The following is a 24,222-nucleotide window of genomic DNA, read 5'->3' as shown; positions in this document are numbered from 1 at the left end:
GCCTATTCGAGTACCACTTCGAGATCGAGATGGCACAGCCTGCGATATATCTCTTCCTTGCGTTCACGGACGGCATGGTTCTGCGGTAACAACTCGCAGCAGCTATGCAGCAAATGCAGCACCTCCAGCGCAAGATCGGGCTCCCAGGCGTTCAGGCCTGAGTCCTGTAATGTTTGGTCGAGGGTTTCGAGTTGGGTCTTGGCCAGTTCATATTTCTTGGCGATGAAACACAGCCGCGCGAGAGCGAACTGCCAGAAGAATCGAACGCGCCCGCCTTGGGCGCTTTGCAGGTCCTGCTTGAGGATTTGTACGGCAGCCTTGAGGCCGTCCTTGCGCAGGATCGGCAACACGGCTTCCAGAGCCAGTTCCCAGGCCGGTTGGGTGTCGACGACTTCGGCCTTGCGCGGCGCACTGGCACTTTGCAGATGCGGCATGACGTGGGCGCTGATCCAGGCGCGAGTGGCCGGATCGGCGAATGGGGCGCCGTTTTGGAAACGCAATTCGATGATGCCGGGCAGGCGCTGAATCAACAGCGAGAAGTGGATTTCCACTTCACGCATGGCCATTTCGGCATTCAGATTCTGCAGGCATTCCCAGACCATTCGCTGACCGTCGAACCAGAACGGCGCCTTCGCCAGGCTCGTCTCCAGTTCCACCAGCAGGTCGGCGTACTTCGCTTGGTCGTAACGGTCCTGAAAGGACTTGAGTTTGTCGGCCGGCATGCCGCGCAGCGCAGTGATCTGTTCGGCGTTGCGCTCGGGCACGGCATCGACGGGCAACCATAGCAGCGTGCGATTCAGTCGCAGTGCACGCAGGTCGGTGGCTTTCTGCTTGAGCCACCAGGCGCACAGCGGGCGAGCGTTTTCCTGTTGGGCGCGCAAGGCTTTGTGGGCCTCTTTCTCGTTGTCGATCGGTGCGCCGGGAGTGAACAACTGCGTAGCGGCCTGCTTGACCTGAGCCACCGCCGCGCTCACCACACCGGGCTCCGGCTGGTTGTCGGCGGCGCGCTGGACCTGGTTTTTCAAGCGGCGGGAGATCGGCAGCAGCAACGGCGCATCGTCACCCAGGTGCGCGGTGCAGGCAGCATCGAGGCCTTCCAGATGCTCCACCAGACGGCGGAACAGGGGAAGTTGCTCCTTGATCGCGATGTTTTCGTTCAGGACCTGCTCAAGACGCGGCACCAACCAACTGATGGCAGCGGAGCGGGTGCGGCCCTTGCTCGGGTAAATATCGGTCCAGTGGTGTTCACACAAGTGGTGCAGCAAACCGAGACCGGCCAGCAGCCCCGGAAAGGATTCACGCTGGTACAGAGCCCAGGTCAGCCAGGCGCCAACCCGCAGATCCTTGGATTGGGTGCGCAGCAGTTTTTCGCTGTTATCGCGGATTTTCAGCCAGTCGATCTGACCGCTTTCGTGCATGGATTGGGCTTTGCCCAGCTCACTTTCTAACGCTTCATAGTCGATCGAATAGCGAGCATCCACGCCTGCGAAATTCTCTTGGGACACAGAGACTTTCGCGAGTTCGAGGTAATGAGCGGAAAGTTTGTTTGAGTAAGTCATCCATGGCCTTTATTAAGAGTTAGGGTCAATCGCTAATTGGAGTTTCAATGAGGTCATCACCCTGTAGCCGAAGCCGACACAGAGAATGACAAAAATCCAAAAAGAAAAATGTAGGACGCTTCTGAAAATGCATGGATATGAAAGCAGTAAATTAAATAGCCATCGAATTAATGGCACTTTGAAGTAGGAATAATTACCGCGATACATGCCCGCCTCTTATGCAATATCCTGCAATACGGGAAGTTTCTGACCGATGTAAGAGAGCTTTCCTACATTAATCGTTTCCATGCCTTGTTAGCGTGCTTCAGCAATTGATGCAGGTTCGAGCCCGAATGGGTTTGCTCCTGAAGTTATGTTTTCACTTCCAGCTCAAGGACGAGCTAATAAAAAGCAAAAGGATAAGCGCATGTTCGCAACGACCAATGCAGCCCCCTTCACACTTGTGATTCCCACCGTTCGCAACGATTTCAAAGTACTGGCCTTTGAAGGCACTGAAACCATCAGCTCCTTGTACTCAATTCAAATCGACCTGGTCAGCGAATACCCCGATGTCGATCTGGAGAGCCTGCTCGGCCAACCGGCGTTTCTCCAATTCGGCCATAACGGCGAAGGTCTGCATGGCCATATCAATGAGGTGTGCGCCAGTGATGTCGGCAAGCGCCTGAGCCGCTATAGCGTGAGCTTGATACCGGCGCTGCACTACTTGCAGTTCAGTCGCGATCAGCGGATTTTCCAGCGCCAGACGGTGCCGCAAATCATCGCTCAGGTGCTCAAAGGTCACGGCATTCAGACCGATGCGTTTGCCTTCCATGTCAGAAATAGCCCTGAGCGCGAGTACTGCACTCAATATGATGAAACCGGTTTTATGTTTCTCCAGCGGCTGTGCGCAGAGGAGGGTATCGCGTGGCATCACCAGCATTCGGTTGACGGCCATCTACTGGTGTTTACCGACGATCAGACCTTTTTTCCCAAACTGGGGGAAACTCCTTATCAGCAAGATTCCGGCATGGTGGCAGAGCATCCGGTCGTGAATCAGTTTTCCACACGTTTTCGCACCCGCCCCAGCACGACCACGCACCGGCACTACGACCTGAAACGCCCGACCCGGTTGCTGGAAAGCCGCTTCACTGCCGAGTTCAGCCCTGCGCTTGAAGACTATCGCTACCCGGTGTGTTTCGAGAACGAAAAACGCGGCGAACAGTTGGCCCGGCGGGCACTGGAAAGACACCGTGCCGATTACCAGTTAACCGAAGGCAAAAGCGATCAGCCGACGCTGCGCAGCGGTCACTTCTTTGACCTGTCCGAACACCCGCGCAAAACGTACAACGACTTGTGGCTGCTACTCAGTGTGTCGCACTCCGGAAAGCAACCCCAGTCACTGGAAGAGGCAAGCGCCAGCGACCTCAAACCCGAAGACGGTTTCACTCAAGGCTATCGCAACAGCTTTAGCGTGATTCCATGGGACGTGTTTTATCGGCCACCGATGCCTGCCCAACGAGCACCGCTGGTCTGCCAGACCGCACGCGTCACCGGGCCTGTCGGTGAAGAGATCTATTGCGATGAATATGGTCGCGTCAAAGTCGAATTCCACTGGGACAGGGCTGAGCGTAACAGCGAACAAAGCAGTTGCTGGCTGCGGGTAGCCTCCAACTGGGCAGGGCAAGGTTTTGGTTCGGTGACCGTCCCGCGTATCGGCATGGAAGTCGTGGTGACCTACCTGGAAGGCAATCCCGACCATCCGCTGATTACCGGTTGCGTGGCCAACAAAGTCACGCCCGTACCCTATCCCTTGCCCGAGAACAAAACCAAAACCGTCTTGCGCAGCCACAGCTCCCCCAACACGGGCGGCTACAACGAACTGTCGATTGAAGATCGCGCCGGGCAGGAGTTGGTCTACCTGCGTGCCCAAAGGGATATGGAGCAGAAGGTCGGACACGACAGTCGACTGGAAGTGGACAACGAGTGTCGAGTCACCATCAAGGGCGACTGCATTACGGTGCTGGGGGGTGAAGAGCACCTCACTGTTACGTCGGATCGCAAGATCCAGGTTAACGCCAACAACTATCTGAATGTCTCTGGCGACAGCCATACAAGAGTCGATAAAACGCTGGTCGTCGAAGCCGGTGAGCACTTGCACATCAAGGCAGCCACACACCTTGTGATAGATGGCGGTGAGAGCCTTTCCATAAAGGTTGGCGGTCAGCACATCGTGCTCAACGCCGACGGTATTTTCAGCAGTAGCGCGATTGAGGTCGGCGGTGCTCCAAAGCCGGGTACGGCTGCACATACATTACTGCACGGGGCAGCCGCTGGCTTGTTGGTGTCAGTCGCGCCTGCTCCTGCGCCTCAGCCAACGGAAGACGAAGCGTCGGATGAGCTGGAGGAAGAGGAGGAAGGGATTACATTGCGGATCGGTGTGTTTTTTGATGGCACCGGGAACAACCGATCCAACAGTGAGATGGTTGCAGGTTGTTATGCGCGGGATGTGAATCTTGAGGAGGAAGCTGAGGATATTCGGCTCTTCTGTCAGATGCATGGGTATGACGGTCAGGGGAACACGCCGGATACCAGCTATGGGAATGGCACGAGTAATGTGGCGAAGCTGTATGACCTGTACACCGATGACCGAAATCGGCAATTGGCTGATGATGAAACCATCGGGTACATCCCCGTATATCTGGATGGTATCGGCACCAGCAGTGGTGAAGAGGATTCACGTTTTTCGCAAGCGACCGGCGTAGGTGCCCATGGCGTATTGGCAAGAGTTGAGCAGAGTTCAGCAAGTATCCTTAGTGAAGTCCGACTATTCGAATTGGCAAACCCCAACCGGAAAGTTGAGTCTATCGAATTCGATATCTTCGGCTTCAGTCGTGGCGCCGCTGCCGCACGCCACTTTGCCAATGAAGTATTGAAAGGAGAACAGAGCCCATTGGCAACGCTATTGCCAGCCGACACCTCACTGTTCATCGAGAATTTTTCCTGGCGCACCAACACCGATGTCGCCATCAACTTTATCGGTATCTTCGACACCGCGGCCGCCGTAGCCAGCATTGCCGACCGCGACTTGAGCGTCCACGACGCCAACAACCCCGGGGTGAACGTGTATCTGGCGCCCGATATCGCAAAAAAAGTCGTGCATTTGGTGGCGCAGGACGAGCGCCGCCACAACTTCTCGCTAAACAGCGCCGGCGCTGCCGATATCGTGCTGCCGGGCGTCCACTCTGACCTGGGTGGTGGGTATCTACCGAACATGATTGAACGAGTTCTGCTGACCAAGCCGCGCTGTAGCCGCGACATGGAACTCTACGTGCCTTCTACAGAGTCAACCGCCTATCGCTGGGCTCAGCTTGAACTGGGTCGCCTTCAGGACCAGCTCAATCTGTATGGGCTGACGCTGGAGGTCAAAACTTGGTCGGTAGAGACTATTAGCAACGCCAATGGCGATAGATCCAAAGGCAAAAATGTCTATGCAGCGGTTCGTAGCGAGCGAACTGTGCGCAACGATCTGGCCTTGATCTACCTGCGCATCATGCGTGAGTTGGGGGTCAGGCACGACGTCCCGTTCAAGGTCATTGACGAAGAGGATCAACAGTTCGCGTTACCGGTGGAGCTGAAACCGATTGCCGAAAAACTGATGGCTTATGCGCTGGGCGAGACCCGCCGCGCAGGATTGAACGTATTCGAGGAGGAATTGCTCTGTCACCGCTACATTCATCTTTCTGCCAACTGGAATGCTGCCAAAGGCTGGAACAACAGCGGACTGGACATCATGTTTATCAATCGACCCGCCGAGAACTATGTACGCGTGGTTCATCCCAATGAGTAAGCGCTCATGGATGCTCAAATTTGGCTTTGCGCTACTGATACCACTGTTGGGCGGATGTGCCTTTGGCGGTCACAGATCACTACCTTATGACGATTGGAGTCTCAGATTTTTTTCGCTCGACTACATGGAGGTCTGGATCGAAACGGCGGATGTCGTTGATATCAATAAGCGTGTATTTCGAGGTGTCGGTAGCGGAATACCCGCTGGTACTTATCCACGACCGTTTAGTAAGGGCATACCAACCCATTTTAGGGGTGATCCAAAAGGATGGCCTAAACATCCAATAGGAAAAGGTCGATTTGTAAGAGGCGCTGATCTACCTCGCTTAGTCTACGTCCGCTGGCAATCCATGGCCGAACCGCAGACTTATGAAGCGTACATAGAGATCCCTGAATCTGCGCGAAACACCATGCTTCAAGGTGAGAAAACCTTCTGCCGTGCCGACGGCAAATGGATAACGGATTACAGGGACATGCTGGTAGTGGGCCTTGCGCCGGGAGGAGTCGCCAAGGTGTGGCTGGGTGGTCAGTGCTTATTGTCGACCGAAGTAACCCGCGTACAAGGCACGATCAATCCCGAAGGCCCCTACGGGGGCACGTCCAAAGGAAAACATAGACCCCTCTCAGAAGAGTCCAAAGCCTACATCGACCAATTTGGAATCCCCTATGGATCCTGGTAACCCCTGAACATCATCAGAAACCACGACCAGAAGGACTTTCAGTTGAAAACCTCATTTCTAGTTAAAGCAGGTTGTGTAATGGGGCTTGCGCTCTTCTTGAGCGGATGCGCCAAGGATCATCGCAAATCTTTGCCCTATGCAGCATGGAGTCTCGACTTTTTTGCCCCTGACTATATGGAGGTTTGGATCGAAACGGCGGATGTCGTGGATATAAATGAGCATGTGTTCCGAGGTGCTGGTAGCGGAATACCCGCCCTTGGCTATCCACGCGCGCAAAGTAAAGGCGTACCGGCTGAATTCAGAGGCAAGCCAAAGGGGTGGCGTGAAAATCCAGGAGGAAAGGGCCGGTATGTAACAGGTGCTGATCTGCCTCGTTTGGTCTATGTACGCTGGCAGTCCATGGCTGAACCGCAGACCTACGAGGCCTACATTGCGATCCCCGAGTCGGCGCGAAACACCATGCTCCAGAGTGAGGAAGCTTTTTGCGGTGCGGTAGGGAAATGGAAAACCGATTACCGAAAGCTGTTGACTGTCGGCCTGGCGCCAGGAGGAATCGCCAAAGTGTGGTTAGGTGGGCCCTGCGTGAAATCGACTGAAGTCACCCGCGTCCAAGGAACGATCAATCCCAAAGGGCCTTACGGGGGCACGTCCAACGGAAAGCATCGGCCGCTTTCAGAAGAGTCCAAAGCATACATCGACAATTTCGGAATTCCCTATGGAAGTTGGTAGGAGAGCCAACGTTTCCGATGGTTAAACACCGCCCGACAGCGTTTGTTTAAAAAGCCTTTAGGTTACTTCCTGCAAGCTACAACACCTTGCGCCGTTGCCTACAGCTACGCCAGAATCCGCCGGCTTGTGCGTCTTGTAGCTGCTCGGTAACTTGGCTCCTGTCGCTGCCCATCAGTGATCGGGTTTAGTCGCCTGCTGGTAATTGAAGTTGCACAAGCGTCATTCAAACAGGTATTTCCTACCTGTATTTGATGGCGGCTGTGCGTAGGGCACCTTCGGGTGCGCCGGCTTCTTCAATTCCCCGGTCCGACTAACCTGCGTACAGCTGCCACCCCTTCGTTTAGTCGGCGAAGTGTTGTCAGCATCACCCAAGGAATTGAAGACTATGTGCAAAATTACACCAAACCCACCGGACACCGATCCGGTCTCCCCCTATGAAAGCCCCGACTCAAACAAACTAAACGAAGCCGCCGAACGCGCCCTCGACCATCACTTCCCGCCAACCGAAAAGAAACCACCGAAACGCAACGGCCAACTCTTCAGCGTCTGCCCGGACATCAACACTGAAGCCCTCCTCGCCAACGCCTCGGAAGACCTGTTGTCCATCAGCGCCATCGCCGCCGGCCTTGCTGACGATGTAGACGGCTCACGCCGCTCCGTAGCTTTGGCGCTCAGCCGCATGGCCGATGGGGTGCATTTGTTGGTGGAACGAGCGCTGGATCATCTTGATGAACCGGAAATGGCGGCGATACTCATCAAACAACAAAGTCCAGCCTGCTAACTCACCAAGCAGTAAACAACCCCGACGGGTGCGTTTCTCGCCATCGGGGTTTTCGCGTCACGGTGTCAGCTGGGAGTACAAAAACCAGCGCATCTATCAACATTGATGTCGACCGACACGCCGCCTTCGCCGGCAAGCCGGCTCCTACAAGGGCCAGTGTTGCGGTCAAAAAAATGGGCACCCAACCTCGTTGGCGTGCCCATTTTTTATTCCGCTCACCCGCCAAACGGGCAGTCGGTTCGTGTTACGGGTTGACGCTGTCTTTCAACGATTTGCCTGGCTTGAAGGCAACGGTGTTGCTGGCCTTGATTTTCACTGGCTCACCGGTTTGCGGGTTTTTGCCGGTGCGGGCTCCGCGGTGGCGTTGCAGGAAGGTGCCGAAGCCTACCAGCGTAACGCTGTCCTTGCGGTGCAGAGCGCCGGTGATTTCTTCGAGAACGGCGTTGAGAACGCGGTTGGCCTGCTCTTTGGTGAGATCTGCTTTTTCCGCGATGGCGGCGGCGAGTTCTGGTTTACGCATTAGTGAAGCCCCTTTGACGGTTTTTTGTTGTTATGTCCGTGCTGTTCTCGTTGGAACAGCGCCCAAAGCGCCGCAGGTGCTCTACTCTGCGGCAGACGGGAGTGAGAATGGCATGCACAAGAGAGCCGCGCCAGTCTCGGCGCGACCTTTGTAGGGGCAAAAGCGGGGTGATTCCGACAGAACGACCGGTATTTACGCCAGCAGTGCCGGAAGCTCTTTGTTGAGGGCCAGTTTTTCCATCACGGCCGCGCCTGTCAGGGCATAACCGAGCAGTTTTCCGCTGGCATCGCGGCATAAAACCTTGATGTCGGCGCCCTGCCCTTCGACCGTCCAGACACCCTCCGTGCCCCGTGGCGGCGGTGAAACCACCAAGGGGCAAACCGGGGTTTTCACGGTGATGGGCATCGGGCCGTAGTTCACCGCCACCGGGTTACCGGCGAGGGTTTGTGCCAGCGCTCTCGCACAGCTCATCAGGGGCATCACGTACAACAGATTCAGCCCATCGACCTCGGCGCAATCACCCAATGCGTAGATATTGGCGTGGGAGGTTTTCAGGTGGCGGTCGACCACCACGCCGCGATTGACCTGCAGACCGGCCGCCGCCGCCAGGTCGATGCGCGGACGCAGACCGATGGCCGACACCACCACATCGCATGGGATGACCTGGCCGTCGGACAGGTGCGCTTCCAGCCCGTCTGCGACACGCTGCAAACGGTTGAGCACCGGGCCGAGGTGGAAACGCGCGCCCAGGCTTTCCAGCCCGGCCTGGACCGCAGCGGCGGCTGCCGGGTGCAGCAAGGTCGGCATCACCTGTTCGCACGGTGCAACCAGTTGCACCTCGTAACCGCCGAGGATCAGGTCGTTGGCAAACTCGCAGCCGATCAGGCCGGCACCGAGCAGCAACACCCGACGCTTGCCGTCCGCCGCTGCGCGAAAGCGTGCGTAGTCTTCCAGGTCGTTGATCGGGAACACCGCCTCCGCCGCGTCACCTTCAATGGGCACCCGCACGGTTTCTGCGCCCCAGGCGAGGATCAGGTCACGGTAGATCACCGCTTCCTCACCGATCCACAAACGCTTGTGACCCGGATCGATGCCGCTGATTCGGGTGTGGGTGCGCACTTCGGCCTTCAATTGCTCGGCCATGGTGCCGGGCTCGGCCATGCTCAGGCCGTCGGCGTCTTTGTTTTTGCCAAAACCGGTGGACAGCATCGGCTTGGAGTAGGAGCGACCGTCATCGGCAGTAATCAGCAGCAGCGGGGTTTCGCCATCGAGTTTGCGAAACTCCCGGGCCAGGTTGTAGCCCGCCAGCCCGGTACCGACGATCACGACAGGTGCGTTCATTCCTTACTCCTCTCAATGTCTTAGTTGATTTCAATCATTTCGAAATCCATCTTGCCCACGCCGCAGTCCGGGCACAGCCAGTCTTCCGGTACGTCCTGCCACAGGGTGCCAGGCGCAATGCCGTCATCCGGCCAGCCGTCGGCTTCGTTATAGATCAGGCCGCAGACCACACATTGCCACTTTTTCATTCAGGTACATCCTCAGGATTCAGGCTTTTACTGGCGCGAACGGTCGATGGGTAAAGCGCTGCCGTCCGGCTCAGGGCGTTTTGTACTGATGGGGACGGGCAGATGCAAGCCTGTTCGACGCAACGCGCGGCCATATCACTCAAAATAATGAGCTGACATGGTAAGCTCGCCGCCTCATTTGCTGCCAATAATGACTCACTGTGCCGCACTCAACTCTCTCCCGCACGGCCCCGCACTGGCTCTCCCGAAGCCTGCTCGCTCCCCTCCCCGACGCGTCTACCCTCGACTGGTTGTTCGACGAAGGCTCGCTGACGCGACGGCTGATCCGTTTGTCGAATGACGGTTTCAGCGTCACGCCGCTGTTCGAAGGCTGGCAGCCCCTGCGCGCCGACGAATGTGCCGCGCTCGACCTGGCCGAAGGCAGCGAAGGCTGGGTGCGTGAGGTGTACCTGCGCGGTCATGGCGAGGCGTGGGTGTTTGCCCGCAGCGTAGCGGCGCGCAGTGCCTTGCAGGGCGATGGATTGCACATGGACGAGTTGGGCAGCCGTTCGTTGGGCGAGTTGCTGTTCTGCGATCAAGCGTTCCAGCGCCGCGCCATCGAGGTTTGTCACTATCCTCAGGAATGGCTGCCGACGGAATCCCGAGCGCCCGAGCTGTGGGGCCGCCGTTCGCGCTTCGACCGTGGTGCCTTGAGCGTGCTGGTGGCTGAAGTGTTCTTGCCGACCTTGTGGCTCGCCACCCGCGCCCATCCGGAGAATTGCTGATGTACCAGAGCCTGCTCAAGTCCCTGAACCGCTTGAATCCACGGGCCTGGGATTTCATTCAGCTGACCCGCATGGACAAGCCGATCGGCATCTATCTGTTGCTATGGCCGACGCTGTGGGCGCTGTGGATTGCCGGTAAAGGTTCGCCGTCCCTGGCCAATATCGTGATTTTCGTCCTCGGCGTGGTGCTGACCCGCGCCGGCGGCTGCGTGATCAACGATTGGGCGGACCGCAAGGTCGACGGTTACGTCAAACGCACCGAGCAGCGGCCCTTGGTGAGCGGCAAAATCAGCTCCAAGGAAGCGTTGGTGTTCTTCGCGCTGCTGATGGGCGTGAGCTTCCTGCTGGTGCTGTGCACCAATGCGAAGACGGTCTGGCTGTCGTTGGGTGGTTTGGCGCTGGCCTTCAGTTATCCGTTCATGAAGCGCTACACCTATTACCCGCAAGTGGTGCTGGGCGCGGCGTTTTCCTGGGGCATGCCGATGGCGTTCACTGCCGAAACCGGCGAGCTGCCGGCGGCGGCGTGGTTGCTGTGGATCGCCAATCTGCTGTGGACGGTGGGCTACGACACGTATTACGCGATGACAGATCGCGACGACGATTTGAAGATCGGGGTGAAATCCACCGCGATTCTGTTTGGCGACGCGGACCGGGTGATCATCCTGACCCTGCAAGGGTTGGCGCTGGGTTGCCTGCTGCTGGCCGGGTCGAAATTCGAGCTCGGCGGCTGGTTCCATCTCGGCTTGTTGACGGCGGCGGGCTGTTTTGTGTGGGAGTTCTGGTACACCCGCGGCAAGGACCGGATGCGCTGCTTCAAGGCGTTTTTGCACAACCATTGGGCTGGATTGGCGATTTTTGTGGGGATTGTTTTGGATTATGGAATGCGTTGAGGCGGCTGGCGCCTTCGCGGGCAAGCCTCGCTCCTACACGGGGCGAGGCTTGAGGTTTTGGAAATCGCTTACATTTTCGGCCCGGAGTTGGTGATGACGTGCCAGACGTCCTTCATTTTGTCGCCTTCCTTGTCGCCAGGTTTTTTGTCCTTCACGAAGTAGTACAGCGGCTTGCCGTCATAGGCCCACTGCATCGTGCCATCGTCACGCTTGACGACCGACCATTTGCCTTCGGCCTTGGCACCCGCTTCTGCCTTGAACGGCGGCCAGTGCTCTGCACACTCACCGGTGCACACCGACTTGCCGCCAGTGTCCTTGTCGAAGGTGTACAGGGTCATGCCCTTATGGTCGGCCATCACACCGTCTTTCATCATCACCGGCTCGGCCGCGAAGGCCATTCCCGGCAGAGCCAGAGCAGCAGCCAGCACCAGCGCTTTGAAGGATTGCGGGTATCGCTTCATGGAAACCTTCCTTTTGTGGTTGTCAGGATTCGGACTTAGAGCTTAGTTCAGGATCATGACAATCGCCGGACGACTAAAATACTGTCACACGACTGCAATAATTCCGTTATCTAATGCGGCGCAAGACAGTTAAATGACAAGAGGATTAAAGGCATGGTTGGCAGGAGCATTCTGATCGTCGACGACGAAGCGCCCATTCGCGAAATGATCGCCGTTGCGTTGGAAATGGCCGGCTATGACTGCCTGGAGGCGGAGAACTCCCAGCAGGCCCACGCCATCATCGTCGACCGCAAGCCGGACCTGATCCTGCTCGACTGGATGCTGCCCGGCACTTCCGGCATCGAGTTGGCTCGTCGCCTCAAGCGCGATGAGCTGACCGGGGACATCCCGATCATCATGCTCACCGCCAAGGGCGAAGAGGACAACAAGATCCAGGGCCTGGAAGTCGGCGCTGACGACTACATCACCAAACCTTTTTCCCCGCGTGAGCTGGTGGCCCGCCTCAAGGCCGTACTGCGCCGCGCCGGGCCTACCGATGGTGAAACGCCGATCGAAGTAGGCGGCCTGCTGCTGGACCCGATCAGCCATCGCGTGACCATCGACGGCAAACCTGCCGAAATGGGCCCGACCGAATACCGTCTGCTGCAATTCTTCATGACCCACCAGGAACGCGCCTACACCCGTGGCCAGTTGCTGGATCAGGTCTGGGGCGGCAACGTCTATGTCGAAGAACGCACCGTCGACGTGCACATCCGACGCCTGCGCAAAGCCCTCGGCGATGCCTACGAAAATCTGGTACAAACCGTGCGCGGCACCGGTTATCGCTTTTCCACCAAAGCCTGATCGGGACCTGTACCGCCCGACCAGCTGACAAGGACGCGTGTTCAAGTGAACCAAAACTGGCATGGCACCCTGATTCGCCACATGCTTTTGCTGGTGACCGGCTGTTTCGTGATCGGCCTGATCACTGGCTATTACGGCTGGAGCCTGGCGGTCGGCCTGGGCCTTTACCTGGCCTGGACCCTCAAGCAACTGCTGCGCATGCACGAATGGCTGCGCCTGCATAAACCCGATGAAGCACCGCCCGATGGCTATGGCCTGTGGGGCGAAGTGTTCGACAGCATCTACCACCTGCAACGCCGCGACCAACGCGTTCGCGGGCGCCTGCAAGCGGTGATCGACCGGGTCCAGGAGTCCACCGCCGCGTTGAAAGACGCGGTGATCATGCTCGACAGCGACGGCAACCTGGAATGGTGGAACCGCGCCGCCGAAACCCTCCTCGGCCTCAAGACGCCGCAAGACAGCGGCCAGCCGGTCACCAACCTGGTGCGCCATCCGCGCTTCAAGGAATACTTCGAGCAGGACAGCTACGCCGAACCACTGGAAATCCCTTCTCCGATCAACGATCGCCTGCGCATTCAGCTGTACATCACCCGCTACGGCAACAACGAACACTTGATGCTGGTGCGCGACGTCACGCGTATCCATCAGCTGGAACAGATGCGCAAAGACTTCATCGCCAACGTGTCCCATGAGCTGCGCACGCCGCTGACGGTGATTTGCGGTTACCTGGAAACCCTGCTCGACAACGTCGAGGAAGTGAACCCGCGCTGGACCCGTGCCCTGCAGCAAATGCAGCAGCAAGGCGGGCGCATGCAGACGTTGCTCAATGACCTGCTGCTGTTGGCCAAACTGGAAGCCACCGACTACCCGTCGGACAACCAGCCGGTCGCCATCGACGGCTTGCTGCAATCGATCAAGAGTGACGCGCAGCAGTTGTCGGCCCAGCGCAATCAGAAGATCACCCTGGAAGCCGATCCGACGATTTTGCTCAAGGGCAGCGAAGCCGAATTGCGCAGCGCGTTTTCCAACCTGGTGTTCAACGCGGTGAAATACACCCCGGCCGAAGGCAATATCCGCATTCGCTGGTGGGGCGATGAGCAAGGCGCGCACCTGAGCGTGCAGGATTCCGGGATCGGCATCGACAGCAAACACTTGCCGCGCCTGACCGAACGTTTCTACCGCGTCGACTCCAGCCGCAACTCCAACACCGGCGGCACGGGCCTGGGGCTGGCAATCGTCAAACACGTGCTGCTGCGTCACAGGGCACGGATGGAAATCAGCAGTGTGCCGGGCCACGGCAGCACGTTTACCTGCCATTTTGCCCCGGCCCAGGTCACCAAATCCCGGGTTATCAGCGCCGCCGACTGATACCGGCCAGCACGCGCCACTAGGCAATTGACATGTCAGCCGCTACATTGGCTGACTTGTGCCTGCCTTTCAGGCACCGCATTTCCCTCTTTTTTGAATACACGGAAACCGCAAAACTCCATCATGGACCCATCCCCTGGCTTGACCCTCGCGACACTCTTCGCCGATTTCGGCATGATTCTTTTTGCTCTGATCCTGGTTTTGCTCAACGGTTTTTTCGTTGCGGCGGAATTCGCCATGGTCAAATTGCGTTCGACCCGGGTCGAGGCCATCGCGGATAAAAACGGCTGGCGCGGACACATCCTGCGCACCGTGCACAGTCAGCTCGATGCTTACCTGTCGGCGTGCCAGTTGGGTATCACCCTCGCTTCCCTGGGCCTGGGCTGGGTCGGTGAACCGGCGTTCGCGCACATCCTCGAACCGCTGCTGGAAGCCGTTGGCGTGCAGTCGGCCGAAGTGATCAAGGGCGTGTCGTTCTTCGCCGCGTTCTTTGTCATCTCGTACCTGCACATCGTGGTCGGTGAGCTGGCCCCGAAATCCTGGGCCATCCGCAAACCCGAGCTGCTGTCGCTCTGGACAGCCGTGCCGCTGTACCTGTTCTACTGGGCCATGTACCCGGCCATTTACCTGCTCAACGCCAGTGCCAACACCATTCTGCGCATTGCTGGCCAAGGTGAACCCGGCCCTCATCACGAGCACCATTACAGCCGTGAAGAACTGAAACTGATCCTGCACTCCAGCCGTGGCCAGGACCCGAGCGACCAGGGCATGCGTGTGTTGGCCTCGGCGGTGGAAATGGGCGAGCTGGAAGTGGTCGACTGGGCCAACTCCCGGGAAGACCTGGTGACGCTGGAGTTCAATGCGCCGCTGAAGGAAATCCTGGCGATGTTCCGTCGCCACAAGTTCAGCCGTTATCCGGTGTACGACAGCGATCGTCAGGAGTTCGTTGGCCTGCTGCACATCAAGGATTTGCTGCTGGAACTGGCGGCTCTGGACCACATTCCCGAGTCGTTCAACCTCGCCGAACTGACCCGGCCGCTGGAACGCGTGTCGCGCCACCTGCCGCTGTCGCAGTTGCTGGAACAGTTCCGCAAGGGCGGTTCGCACTTCGCGCTGGTCGAAGAGGCTGATGGCAACATCATTGGCTACCTGACCATGGAAGACGTGCTGGAAGTGCTGGTCGGCGATATTCAGGACGAACACCGCAAGGCTGAGCGCGGGATCCTCGCGTACCAGCCGGGCAAGCTGCTGGTGCGCGGCGATACGCCGTTGTTCAAGGTTGAACGTCTGTTGGGCATCGACCTGGACCACGTCGAGGCGGAAACCCTCGCCGGGCTGGTCTACGAAACCCTGAAACGGGTGCCGGAAGAGGAAGAAGTGCTGGAAGTCGAAGGTTTGCGGATCATCATCAAGAAGATGAAAGGGCCGAAGATCATTTTGGCCAAGGTGTTGATGCTGGATTAAGTCCCTCGGGCTTAAACCGAGTCGATCCCTTCGCGGGCAAGCCTCGCTCCTACAGGGTTATCGTCGTGCGCGAACGACACAAATCCTGTAGGAGCGAGGCTTGCCCGCGAAAGCGTCAGACCAGGCAACCCATCATTGCTTGCCCAACGCAAAGTTGGGCAGCGCCCCCACCGGTTGATTGAACTGGTACGGAATCGACACCAGCCCCAACCCCGTATTGCGCTGCACCACGAAATGCAGGTGCGGCCCGCTGCTGTTGCCGGTATTGCCCGACAGCGCCAACGCACTGCCCACTGCCACTCGTTGCCCCTCGCGAACGCTCACCGAACCTTGCTTGAGGTGCAGGTACACGCCCATGGTCCCGTCATCGTGCAGCACCCGCACGAAGTTGCCCGACGGATCGGTGCCGCGCCCGGTCTGGGCGTTCTCGGTTTTCACCACCACCCCGCCACGCGCAGCGATGATCGGCGTGCCCTCGGGCATGGCGATGTCCATGGCGTAACGGCTTTTAGGGCCGAAGTGGCTGTATTGGCCATTGGCACCCTGACTCAAGCGAAACGGCCCACCCCGCCAGGGCAACGGGTATCGATAGGCCATGGCGGCGCCTGAGGGGTCGCCCAGGGAATATTCAAACGTTGGCGCGTACACGAGCGGCCTTCCCGCCTGAGTCGCCGTGAGCAGCGCCAGACGAATGTTGCTGCGGGCCGGCATCACCCGGCGAATCGGTCGGCTCGGCGCGCCACTGACGTTCTTCAACCCGGTGAAACTCAACTCGATCTCGACGGGTGCATACAGGTCATTGCGCACGTACACGCTGTCCATGCCCTTCTGCTTCTTGATATCGAGGTACACCTGACGCTCAAGGTGCTCGACCATGCGATCGCGAAAAACGAACACCTGGGAACCCTTCGTGGGGCGGTCACTGTAGGAGACCACGCCATTGGCGTCGGTGGACTTGTAGATCGTCATGGCCACAGCCGAGGTGGAGGCCATGAAGAGACCACAGAAAAACAGCAGGCGCGCGAGCATGGGCAAAGAGTCTGTCGAGTAAGGCCTGGGAAGGAGCCTAGCAGCTGCAATGGACCCGGGTAGCCGGCAGATGTTTCAAAATGGCGGGGGCAACGGATGTGTGGTGAGTTCGAGGGCCCCTTCGCGAGCAAGCCTCGCTCCTACAGGTTCACCGCTTGTAGGAGCGAGGCTTGCCCGCGAAGACGGACTGTCAGGCGACGAAGATCACGCGCCTGGAACGAAATGCTTCTGCGCCGTGCCACGGGCGATCAGGCGGGAGATGTAGTCGAGCTTCTGTGCATCCTGATCGACGAACCGGAAGGTCAGTTGCAGCCATTCGCTGTCAGGCTTCTGCTCATGGGCGACGATCGCGTGCAGGTAGCCGTTAAGGCGGGCGACTTCAGCGTTGTCGCCCTGTTCCAGGTCGAGCACGGCGCTGTCGAGCACTTGCGGCAGGTTGTCGGTGCGTTTCACCACCAGCAACGCTTCCTTGAGGCTCAAGGCTTTGATCACGCATTGCTGAATGCCATTGGGCAGGCGCAGCTGGCCCTGGCCACGACCGCTGGTTGGCCCGGCGGTGGCGACTGGCGCCTTGACCGGCGGGCTGTTGAGCAAGCCACGGGACGGTGCGGCAGCCGGGGCCGGGGCAGGTGCGACCACGGCAGCCTTGCCACCCGTCAATGCGCTCAGGGAATCGTTACCGAACGCCGAGTTCATCTTGGTCGGCGCGCTGTTCATCAAGGTGTCGAGCTTGCCGACCTTGTTCAGCGCCTGCTTGACCTTGGTCAGCAGTTGCTCGTTGGTGAACGGCTTGCTGACGTAACCGGAAACCCCGGCCTGGATCGCCTGCACGACGTTCTCTTTGTCGCCACGGCTGGTCACCATCACGAACGGCATGGTCTTGAGGTTGTCCTGCTCGCGGCACCAGGTCAGCAGTTCCAGGCCAGACATTTCCGGCATTTCCCAGTCGCACAGCACCAGGTCGAACGCTTCCCGCGCCAGCAGCGACTGAGCCTTCTTGCCATTGACCGCGTCTTCGATCCGGATCCCCGGGAAGTAGTTGCGCAGGCACTTCTTCACCAGGTCACGGATGAACGACGCATCGTCCACGACCAACACACTGACCTTACTCATCCATCACCCCTTTAAAAAATCCCGGCAAGCATACCGTCTTACTGATGGCACATTGCCAAAAACCTTCAGTCACGCCGGGACTTTACGTTCGCGGGTGCTGCTGTCGACTTCACAAACCGCAAACAAAAACGCCCGGCCAAAAGGCCGGGCGCTTTTCTCAGGCAATCTTACTTATCGTCAACTTTGCCCGGAACATTAGCGCTTTCGCCACTTGTGCCTTCAACTTCTTCTTTCATGCGTTTGAGGCCCAGGTGACGTACGTCGGTGCCGCGCACCAGGTAGATCACCAGCTCCGAGATGTTGCGCGCGTGGTCGCCGATCCGCTCCAGGGAACGCAGGACCCAAATAATGCTCAAGACCCGCGAGATAGAGCGCGGGTCTTCCATCATGTAGGTGGCCAGCTCACGCAGGGCGGTCTTGTATTCGCGGTCGATGATCTTGTCGTACTGCGCCACCGACAACGCCAGGTCAGCGTCGAAACGGGCAAAGGCGTCCAGTGCGTCGCGCACCATGTTGCGCACCTGGTCGCCGATGTGGCGCACCTCGACGTAACCGCGCGGGGCTTCGCCTTCTTCGCACAACTGGATGGCGCGGCGGGCGATCTTGGTGGATTCGTCACCGATGCGCTCCAGGTCGATCACCGACTTGGAGATGCTGATGATCAGGCGCAAGTCAGACGCCGCCGGCTGACGACGGGCCAGAATGCGCAGGCATTCTTCGTCGATGTTGCGTTCCATCTGATTGATCTGGTCATCGATCTCACGAACCTGCTGGGCCAGGCCGGAATCGGCCTCGATCAGCGCGGTGACCGCGTCGTTGACTTGCTTTTCAACCAGCCCGCCCATGGCCAGGAGGTGGCTGCGCACTTCCTCGAGCTCAGCGTTGAACTGCGCGGAGATGTGATGGGTAAGGCCTTCTTTACTAATCATGTTGGCGTCCTTGGAGCGTCCGGTAAGGTGCGGTGGACCGCAGCGTCAGTTCAATCAGCAACCACAGCTCCTAGCCGTAGCGACCGGTGATGTAGTCTTCGGTCTGCTTCTTCGCCGGATTGGTGAACAGGGTGTCGGTGTCGCCGAATTCCACCAGTTTGCCCATGTACATGAACGCCGTGTAGTCGGAAACCCGCGCGGCCTGTTGCATGTTGTGGGTCACGATGACGATGGTGAACTTCGATTTAAGTTCGTAGATCAGCTCTTCGACTTTCAGTGTCGAGATCGGGTCGAGTGCCGAGCACGGTTCGTCGAGCAGCAACACTTCCGGCTCCACGGCGATGGTGCGAGCGATCACCAGACGTTGCTGTTGACCACCGGACAGGCCGAGTGCCGATTCATGCAGACGGTCTTTGACCTCGTCCCACAACGCCGCGCCTTTCAGTGCCCACTCGACGGCTTCGTCGAGGATGCGCTTCTTGTTGATGCCCTGGATGCGCAGGCCGTAGACCACGTTCTCGTAGATGGTTTTCGGGAACGGGTTCGGCTTCTGGAACACCATGCCGACGCGACGACGCAGCTCGGCCACGTCTTCGCCCTTGCGGTAGATGTTGTTGCCGTACAGGTTGATTTCGCCTTCGACGCGGCAACCGTCCACCAGGTCGTTCATGCGGTTGAACGTACGCAGCAGCGTGGACTTGCCGCAGCCGGACGGGCCGATGAAGGCGGTCACGCGCTGTTTCGGAATGTTCATGCTGACGTCATACAGCGCTTGTTTGTCGCCGTAGAACAGGCTCAGGCCTGGCACTTCGATAGCGACAGTTTCCTGCTCGAGGCTCAAGCTCTGTTTGTCGCGGCCCAGGGCAGACATGTTGATGCCGTGGGTGTGTGCTTCGTGCTGCATGGGAGGCTCCCTGTGCTAACAAATTCGGTTCGGGACGCCCTTGTGGCTGCCCCATCAATATTCCGGTAAACGCCGATCAATGTGGGAGCGGGCTTGCTCGCGAAGAGGCCATCACATTCAACATCAATGTTGCCTGACCCACCGCTTTCGCGAGCAAGCCCGCTCCCACAAGGGACCGCGCCTGCCTATTAACTTAACTATCCAGCGCTTTGTATTTTTCACGCAGGTGGTTACGAATCCACACCGCCGACAGGTTCAACGTCGCGATCACCAGCACCAGCAGCAGCGCCGTGGCGTACACCAGCGGCCGCGCGGCTTCGACGTTCGGGCTCTGGAAGCCGACGTCATAGATGTGGAAGCCCAAGTGCATGATCTTCTGGTCCAGGTGCAAGTACGGGTAGTTGCCATCCACCGGCAGCGACGGCGCCAGTTTCACCACGCCCACCAGCATCAGCGGCGCCACTTCACCGGCGGCGCGAGCCACGGCGAGGATCATCCCGGTCATCATCGCCGGGCTGGCCATCGGCAGCACGATCTTCCACAAGGTTTCCGCCTTGGTCGCGCCGAGGGCCAACGAGCCTTCACGCACGGTGCGAGGAATCCGCGCCAGTCCTTCCTCAGTAGCCACGATCACCACCGGCACCGCCAGCAGCGCCAGGGTCAGGGAAGCCCAAAGCAGGCCCGGCGTACCGAAGGTCGGTGCTGGCAACGCTTCAGGGAAGAACAAGCGGTCGACCGAGCCGCCCAGTACATAAACGAAGAAACCCAGGCCGAACACCCCGTAGACGATCGCCGGAACGCCCGCCAGGTTGTTCACGGCGATGCGGATAATCCGGGTCAACACGTTCTGCTTGGCATATTCGCGCAGGTAAACCGCCGCCAATACACCGAACGGGGTGACGATCATGGCCATGATCAGGGTCATCATCACGGTGCCGAAGATGGCCGGGAAGATCCCGCCTTCGGTGTTCGCCTCACGCGGGTCATCGCTGAGGAATTCCCACATCTTGCTGAAGTAGAAACCAATCTTGGTAAAGGTGCCCATCGCGTTTGGCTGGTAGGCGTGAACCACTTTGCCGATGCCGATTTCGAGTTCTTTGCCGTTGGCATCGCGAGCGGTGAGGCTGTCGCGGTTGAATTGGGCGTGCAGGTCGCTCAGGCGTGCTTCGATGTCCTGATAACGCGCGTTCAGCTCGGCGCGCTCGGATTCCATGTCCGCTTGTGCGGTGGCGTCGAGTTGGCCTGCCAGTTCCAGTTTGCGACTGTGCAGGCGGATGCGTTCGAGGCCGGCGTTGATCGCGCCGATGTCGACTTTTTCCAGGGTCTTGAGCTGTGCCGCGAGCTTGTTGACGCGATCCACCCGCGCCTGCAGCTCTGGCCATGCGGCCTCGCCTTCCGCGATGACCTTGCCGTCCTGTTTGACGTTAACCAGGTAGCCGTAGAAATTGCCCCACTCGCGACGCTCGATGGCCATCAGTTCGGGTGGCGTTTTCTGGTTGGTCAGCCACTCGCCGACGATCCAGGTGAAGTCGTTGCCGTTCAGGTCACGGTTGCCGACTTTGATCAGCTCGCGGGTCATGAACTCCGGGCCCTGATCGGGCACCGGCAGGCCAGCGCTTTTCAGGCGCTCACGCGGCACTTCTTCTTTCTGCACCACTTCGCCGATGACCAGGTGATTGGCCTGGCCCGGGACGTCGTAGCTGGCGTGTATCAGGTCCGCCGGCCAAAAGTGACCCAGGCCACGCACGGCAATCACTGCCAGCAGGCCAATGGTCATGATGACCGCGATGGACACCGCGCCACCGCTGATCCAGACGCCGGGGGCGCCGCTCTTGAACCATCCATTCAGGGAGTTCTGTTTCACAGACTTCTACCTTTCATAAAGCGACGAGTATTTCTTGCGCAGACGCTGACGAATCAGTTCCGCGAGGGTGTTCATGACGAAGGTGAACAACAGCAGCACCAGCGCCGAGAGGAATAGCACGCGGTAGTGGCTGCCGCCGACTTCCGATTCGGGCATTTCCACCGCGACGTTGGCAGCCAGTGTGCGCAGGCCTTCGAACAGGTTCATTTCCATGACCGGGGTGTTACCGGTGGCCATCAGCACGATCATCGTTTCACCGACCGCACGGCCCATGCCGATCATCAACGCCGAGAAGATGCCCGGGCTGGCGGTGAGGATCACCACCCGTGTCATGGTCTGCCACGGCGTGGCACCGAGGGCCAGGGAGCCGAGGGTCAAGCCGCGAGGCACGCTGAACACGGCGTCTTCGGCGATGGAGTAGATGTTCGGAATCACCGCGAAGCCCATGGCCAGACCGACCACCAGTGCGTTGCGCTGGTCGTAGGTGATGCCCAGGTCGTGGGAAATCCACATGCGCATGTCGCCGCCGAAGAACCAGGTTTCCATGTACGGGCTCATGTACAGCGACAGCCAGCCCACAAACAGGATCACTGGAATCAGGATCGCGCTTTCCCAGCCGTCCGGCACTTTCAGGCGGATCGATTCAGGCAGGCGGCTGAAGACGAAACCGGCCACCAGAATGCCGATCGGCAAGAGCATCAGCAGGCTGAAGATGCCCGGCAAGTGCCCTTCCACATAGGGAGCAAGGAACAGGCCGGCGAAGAAACCGAGGATCACCGTCGGCATCGCTTCCATCAGCTCGATCACCGGCTTGACCTTGCGGCGCATGCCCGGAGCCATGAAGTACGCGGTGTAGATCGCAGCGGCAACGGCCAGTGGCGCGGCCAGCAGCATGGCGTAGAACGCAGCTTTGAGCGTACCGAAGGTCAGCGGCGACAAGCTCAGCTTGGGTTCGAAATCGGTGTTGGCGGCGGTCGATTGCCAGACGTATTTAGGCTCGTCGTAGTTCTCGTACCAGACCTTGCTCCACAACGCGCTCCAGGAAACTTCCGGGTGCGGGTTGTCCAGCAGCAGTGGATGCAGCTTGCCGCCGGCTTCGACGATCACGCGGTTGGCCCGTGGCGACAGACCGAAAACGCCCTGACCTTCAGAAACCTGATCCACCAGCAACGTGCGGTGGGCGGTGCTGTGGAACACGCCGAGCTTGCCGGAGGCGTCGAGGGCAAGGAAGCCCTTGCGGCGTTCTTCGGCAGTGATTTCAACGATCGGGGTGGTGCCCATCTGGAAGGTGCGGATCTGCTTCAAACGCAGTTCGCCATCCGGATCGCGGGCCATGAACCACTGGGCCAGGCCACCCTTGGAGTCGCCGAGGATCAGCGAGATACCGCCCACCAGTTGGGTACTGGCGGTAATTTCGGCATCGCCGTTTTCCAGCAGTTTGTAGCGACCGTTGAGGCTTTTGTCGCGCAGGCTGAACACGTCGGCCTGGGCACGCCCGTTAATCACGTACAGCCACTGCTGACGCGGGTCGACGAAGATGTTCTTCACCGGCTCGGTCATCTGCGGCAGATCGATACGCTTCTGCTCGTTGGTGATTTCGCCGGTCATCATGTTTTCTTCGCTGGTCAGCGAAAGCACATTGAGTTGTGAACCGGTAGAGCCGACCAACATCAGCGTGGTGTCCGTGGCATTCAGGCTGACATGTTCCAACGCACCGCCGGCCTCGTTCAGCGCGATAGGCGTTTCGCCGTACGGGTACTCGACGGCCGGCGAGATAGTCTTCTTGCCGTCCGGGTAGCTGACTTTATACGTGTGGCGGAACACCAGTGCCTGACCGTTGGACAAGCCCACCGCAACTAATGGATGGCCCGGTTGGTCTTCGGCGATGGCGGTCACGGTAGTGCCGGCCGGGATCGGCAGATCGACGCGCTTGAGTTCAGCGCCACTGTCGATATCGAAGAACAGCGCCTGGCCCTTGTCGGAAACCCGCATGGCGACCTGGTTCTGCTCTTCCAGGGAGATCATCAACGGCTTGCCGGCGTCTTGCATCCAGGCCGGCGTGATGGCGTCCTTGGCGGTCAGGCTCGCACCCTGGAACAGCGGCGCGACGACGTAGGCAAGGAAGAAAAAGATCAGCGTGATCGCGCCGAGAACGGCCAGGCCGCCCACGAGGACGTACCAGCGGGTCAGGCGATCTTTGAGCGCGCGAATACGGCGCTTGCGTTGCAACTCAGGCGTATTGAAGTCAATTCGCTTGGGGGGATTTGTAGTCATTGTGGAATTGGCCAGATCATTCATTCGCACACCCTAGCGATCCTGTATGACAGAAAGATGACAATGCAGTGACGCAACAAATCCGCCGCCAGTGGGAACTGGCAGTGGACCGAAAATTTGGGGGTGTGTGTGTGGAAAACCCTGTAGGCACTTTGTAGGAGCTGTCGAGTAAAACGAGGCTGCGATCTTTTGATCTTGCCGTTCATCAAAGCCAGATCAAAAGATCGCAGCCTCGTTTCACTCGACAGCTCCTACATTGCGCCTACACAGCTCCTACACACAGGTCCGGGGGTTTACCCCGGGCCTAGGGTTTTACTTTTTTGCGACTTCAGCGCCGCCTTCCGCGAGACCCAGGTCAGCCAGTGCTTTTGCAGCCACCTTGGCCGGCAGTGGGATGTAGCCGTCTTTCACCACAACTTCCTGGCCCTGTTTGGACAGAACCAGTTTCACGAACTCGGCTTCCAGCGGGGCCAGAGGCTTGTTCGGGGCTTTGTTGACGTAGACGTAGAGGAAACGCGACAGCGGGTATTTGCCGTTCAGGGCGTTTTCTTCGGTGTCTTCGATGAAGTCAGTGCTGCCTTTCTTGGCCAGGGACACGGTCTTCACGCTAGAGGTCTTGTAGACGATGCCCGAGTAACCTATGCAGTTATGCGAGGAGCAGAACGACTGATCGAACTAACACGAACATGGTTTGTC

20 protein-coding genes and 1 pseudogene are annotated in these 24,222 nt (G+C 58.8%); 9 read left to right on the top strand and 12 right to left on the bottom strand.

Annotated features, from left to right (window positions below; all coding sequences use genetic code 11):
• Positions 1-2: 2 nt before the first annotated feature.
• Positions 3-1,559 (bottom strand): type VI secretion system protein TssA, encoded by a 1,557-nt coding sequence (gene tssA / locus ACIPL2_RS10490; protein ID WP_401355780.1) that lies wholly within the window; start codon positions 1,557-1,559, stop codon positions 3-5.
• Positions 1,560-1,965: 406 nt separating this feature from the next.
• On the opposite strand from tssA, the gene tssI reads away from it, so the two are divergent.
• The 4 genes from tssI (at position 1,966) to ACIPL2_RS10470 (ending at position 7,574) form a co-directional block, all read left to right on the top strand.
• Positions 1,966-5,385 carry a type VI secretion system tip protein TssI/VgrG gene (gene tssI, locus ACIPL2_RS10485; protein WP_401355778.1) on the top strand — a complete coding sequence of 1,140 codons (3,420 nt, stop codon included), beginning with the start codon at positions 1,966-1,968 and terminating at the stop codon, positions 5,383-5,385.
• A complete protein-coding gene (locus tag ACIPL2_RS10480; protein WP_401355775.1) occupies positions 5,378-6,064 on the top strand; it encodes a DUF2931 family protein in 687 nt (228 codons plus the stop codon). The genes tssI and ACIPL2_RS10480 overlap by 8 nt, the downstream gene beginning before the upstream one ends.
• 78 nt (positions 6,065-6,142) lie before the next feature.
• A complete protein-coding gene (locus ACIPL2_RS10475) occupies positions 6,143-6,793 on the top strand; it encodes a DUF2931 family protein (protein WP_401356147.1) in 651 nt (216 codons plus the stop codon).
• Positions 6,794-7,178: 385 nt separating this feature from the next.
• Positions 7,179-7,574, top strand: a complete 396-nt coding sequence (locus tag ACIPL2_RS10470) for a DUF6124 family protein (RefSeq protein ID WP_401355773.1) — start codon at positions 7,179-7,181, stop codon at positions 7,572-7,574.
• A gap of 244 nt (positions 7,575-7,818) precedes the next feature.
• Here ACIPL2_RS10470 and ACIPL2_RS10465 read toward each other — a convergent pair whose 3' ends face one another.
• The 3 genes from ACIPL2_RS10465 to ACIPL2_RS10455 form a co-directional block, all read right to left on the bottom strand.
• A complete protein-coding gene (locus ACIPL2_RS10465; RefSeq protein ID WP_003213368.1) occupies positions 7,819-8,094 on the bottom strand; it encodes an HU family DNA-binding protein in 276 nt (91 codons plus the stop codon).
• Positions 8,095-8,286: 192 nt separating this feature from the next.
• On the bottom strand, positions 8,287-9,435 hold the full coding sequence (locus tag ACIPL2_RS10460; protein ID WP_401355770.1) for an NAD(P)/FAD-dependent oxidoreductase: 1,149 nt from the start codon (positions 9,433-9,435) through the stop codon (positions 8,287-8,289).
• A gap of 20 nt (positions 9,436-9,455) precedes the next feature.
• Positions 9,456-9,623, bottom strand: coding sequence for a rubredoxin (locus ACIPL2_RS10455; protein WP_007954349.1), 168 nt, complete (start codon positions 9,621-9,623; stop codon positions 9,456-9,458).
• Positions 9,624-9,823: 200 nt separating this feature from the next.
• Between ACIPL2_RS10455 and ACIPL2_RS10450 the strand changes: the two genes are divergently transcribed.
• A complete protein-coding gene (locus ACIPL2_RS10450) occupies positions 9,824-10,387 on the top strand; it encodes a chorismate--pyruvate lyase family protein (protein WP_401355767.1) in 564 nt (187 codons plus the stop codon).
• Positions 10,387-11,277, top strand: coding sequence for a 4-hydroxybenzoate octaprenyltransferase (gene ubiA, locus ACIPL2_RS10445; RefSeq protein ID WP_401355765.1), 891 nt, complete (start codon positions 10,387-10,389; stop codon positions 11,275-11,277). The genes ACIPL2_RS10450 and ubiA overlap by 1 nt, the downstream gene beginning before the upstream one ends.
• Before the next feature lie 68 nt (positions 11,278-11,345).
• Here the strand turns inward: ubiA and ACIPL2_RS10440 are convergent, their stop codons facing one another.
• Positions 11,346-11,738: a hypothetical protein gene (locus tag ACIPL2_RS10440; protein ID WP_401355763.1), complete on the bottom strand. Its 393-nt coding sequence runs from the start codon at positions 11,736-11,738 to the stop codon at positions 11,346-11,348.
• 153 nt (positions 11,739-11,891) lie between these two features.
• Here ACIPL2_RS10440 and phoB point away from each other — a divergent pair, with 153 nt between their 5' ends.
• The 3 genes from phoB to ACIPL2_RS10425 all read left to right on the top strand — a co-directional run bounded on the left by phoB (position 11,892) and on the right by ACIPL2_RS10425 (position 15,413).
• A complete protein-coding gene (gene phoB / locus ACIPL2_RS10435) occupies positions 11,892-12,581 on the top strand; it encodes a phosphate regulon transcriptional regulator PhoB (RefSeq protein WP_008150066.1) in 690 nt (229 codons plus the stop codon).
• Positions 12,582-12,662: 81 nt separating this feature from the next.
• Positions 12,663-13,949: a phosphate regulon sensor histidine kinase PhoR gene (gene phoR, locus ACIPL2_RS10430; RefSeq protein WP_401356145.1), complete on the top strand. Its 1,287-nt coding sequence runs from the start codon at positions 12,663-12,665 to the stop codon at positions 13,947-13,949.
• Between the two features lie 123 nt (positions 13,950-14,072).
• Positions 14,073-15,413, top strand: a complete 1,341-nt coding sequence (locus ACIPL2_RS10425) for a hemolysin family protein (RefSeq protein WP_401355760.1) — start codon at positions 14,073-14,075, stop codon at positions 15,411-15,413.
• Positions 15,414-15,545: 132 nt separating this feature from the next.
• Here ACIPL2_RS10425 and ACIPL2_RS10420 read toward each other — a convergent pair whose 3' ends face one another.
• From ACIPL2_RS10420 to ACIPL2_RS10390, 7 genes and pseudogenes are all read right to left on the bottom strand, one after another.
• Positions 15,546-16,442, bottom strand: coding sequence for a peptidoglycan DD-metalloendopeptidase family protein (locus ACIPL2_RS10420; RefSeq protein WP_401355758.1), 897 nt, complete (start codon positions 16,440-16,442; stop codon positions 15,546-15,548).
• A 204-nt stretch (positions 16,443-16,646) separates the two neighbouring features.
• Entirely contained in the window at positions 16,647-17,555 is a 909-nt protein-coding gene (locus ACIPL2_RS10415) for a response regulator (RefSeq protein ID WP_401355756.1), read from the bottom strand.
• Between the two features lie 167 nt (positions 17,556-17,722).
• Positions 17,723-18,484, bottom strand: coding sequence for a phosphate signaling complex protein PhoU (phoU, locus tag ACIPL2_RS10410; RefSeq protein WP_059403833.1), 762 nt, complete (start codon positions 18,482-18,484; stop codon positions 17,723-17,725).
• A gap of 70 nt (positions 18,485-18,554) precedes the next feature.
• Positions 18,555-19,388, bottom strand: coding sequence for a phosphate ABC transporter ATP-binding protein PstB (gene pstB / locus ACIPL2_RS10405; RefSeq protein ID WP_033059285.1), 834 nt, complete (start codon positions 19,386-19,388; stop codon positions 18,555-18,557).
• A gap of 193 nt (positions 19,389-19,581) precedes the next feature.
• Positions 19,582-21,252, bottom strand: a complete 1,671-nt coding sequence (gene pstA, locus ACIPL2_RS10400) for a phosphate ABC transporter permease PstA (protein WP_401355754.1) — start codon at positions 21,250-21,252, stop codon at positions 19,582-19,584.
• Positions 21,253-21,258: 6 nt separating this feature from the next.
• Positions 21,259-23,301, bottom strand: a complete 2,043-nt coding sequence (locus ACIPL2_RS10395; protein WP_401356144.1) for an ABC transporter permease subunit — start codon at positions 23,299-23,301, stop codon at positions 21,259-21,261.
• A gap of 537 nt (positions 23,302-23,838) precedes the next feature.
• Positions 23,839-24,180 (bottom strand): annotated as a pseudogene (locus ACIPL2_RS10390) (PstS family phosphate ABC transporter substrate-binding protein); the annotation flags it as partial.
• Positions 24,181-24,222: the final 42 nt, after the last annotated feature.

The organism is Pseudomonas sp. NPDC086251, from assembly GCF_044746405.1.
Taxonomy (GTDB): Bacteria; Pseudomonadota; Gammaproteobacteria; order Pseudomonadales; family Pseudomonadaceae; genus Aquipseudomonas.
This window is presented reverse-complemented; position numbering and strand designations above follow the sequence as displayed.

What these genes read in the sequence shown, in the direction of transcription:
- ACIPL2_RS10465 (WP_003213368.1), bottom strand. Translation starts at nt 8,094, where the DNA reads ATGCGTAAACCAGAACTCGCCGCCGCCATCGCGGAAAAAGCAGATCTC.
- ACIPL2_RS10420 (WP_401355758.1), bottom strand. Translation starts at nt 16,442, where the DNA reads ATGCTCGCGCGCCTGCTGTTTTTCTGTGGTCTCTTCATGGCCTCCACC.
- ACIPL2_RS10455 (WP_007954349.1), bottom strand. Translation starts at nt 9,623, where the DNA reads ATGAAAAAGTGGCAATGTGTGGTCTGCGGCCTGATCTATAACGAAGCC.
- ACIPL2_RS10480 (WP_401355775.1), top strand. Translation starts at nt 5,378, where the DNA reads ATGAGTAAGCGCTCATGGATGCTCAAATTTGGCTTTGCGCTACTGATA.
- ubiA (WP_401355765.1), top strand. Translation starts at nt 10,387, where the DNA reads ATGTACCAGAGCCTGCTCAAGTCCCTGAACCGCTTGAATCCACGGGCC.
- tssI (WP_401355778.1), top strand. Translation starts at nt 1,966, where the DNA reads ATGTTCGCAACGACCAATGCAGCCCCCTTCACACTTGTGATTCCCACC.
- ACIPL2_RS10395 (WP_401356144.1), bottom strand. Translation starts at nt 23,301, where the DNA reads ATGCAAGACGCCGGCAAGCCGTTGATGATCTCCCTGGAAGAGCAGAAC.
- ACIPL2_RS10415 (WP_401355756.1), bottom strand. Translation starts at nt 17,555, where the DNA reads ATGAGTAAGGTCAGTGTGTTGGTCGTGGACGATGCGTCGTTCATCCGT.
- tssA (WP_401355780.1), bottom strand. Translation starts at nt 1,559, where the DNA reads ATGACTTACTCAAACAAACTTTCCGCTCATTACCTCGAACTCGCGAAA.
- ACIPL2_RS10475 (WP_401356147.1), top strand. Translation starts at nt 6,143, where the DNA reads ATGGGGCTTGCGCTCTTCTTGAGCGGATGCGCCAAGGATCATCGCAAA.
- pstB (WP_033059285.1), bottom strand. Translation starts at nt 19,388, where the DNA reads ATGCAGCACGAAGCACACACCCACGGCATCAACATGTCTGCCCTGGGC.
- phoR (WP_401356145.1), top strand. Translation starts at nt 12,663, where the DNA reads ATGCTTTTGCTGGTGACCGGCTGTTTCGTGATCGGCCTGATCACTGGC.
- ACIPL2_RS10425 (WP_401355760.1), top strand. Translation starts at nt 14,073, where the DNA reads ATGGACCCATCCCCTGGCTTGACCCTCGCGACACTCTTCGCCGATTTC.
- ACIPL2_RS10440 (WP_401355763.1), bottom strand. Translation starts at nt 11,738, where the DNA reads ATGAAGCGATACCCGCAATCCTTCAAAGCGCTGGTGCTGGCTGCTGCT.
- ACIPL2_RS10460 (WP_401355770.1), bottom strand. Translation starts at nt 9,435, where the DNA reads ATGAACGCACCTGTCGTGATCGTCGGTACCGGGCTGGCGGGCTACAAC.
- phoU (WP_059403833.1), bottom strand. Translation starts at nt 18,484, where the DNA reads ATGATTAGTAAAGAAGGCCTTACCCATCACATCTCCGCGCAGTTCAAC.
- phoB (WP_008150066.1), top strand. Translation starts at nt 11,892, where the DNA reads ATGGTTGGCAGGAGCATTCTGATCGTCGACGACGAAGCGCCCATTCGC.
- ACIPL2_RS10470 (WP_401355773.1), top strand. Translation starts at nt 7,179, where the DNA reads ATGTGCAAAATTACACCAAACCCACCGGACACCGATCCGGTCTCCCCC.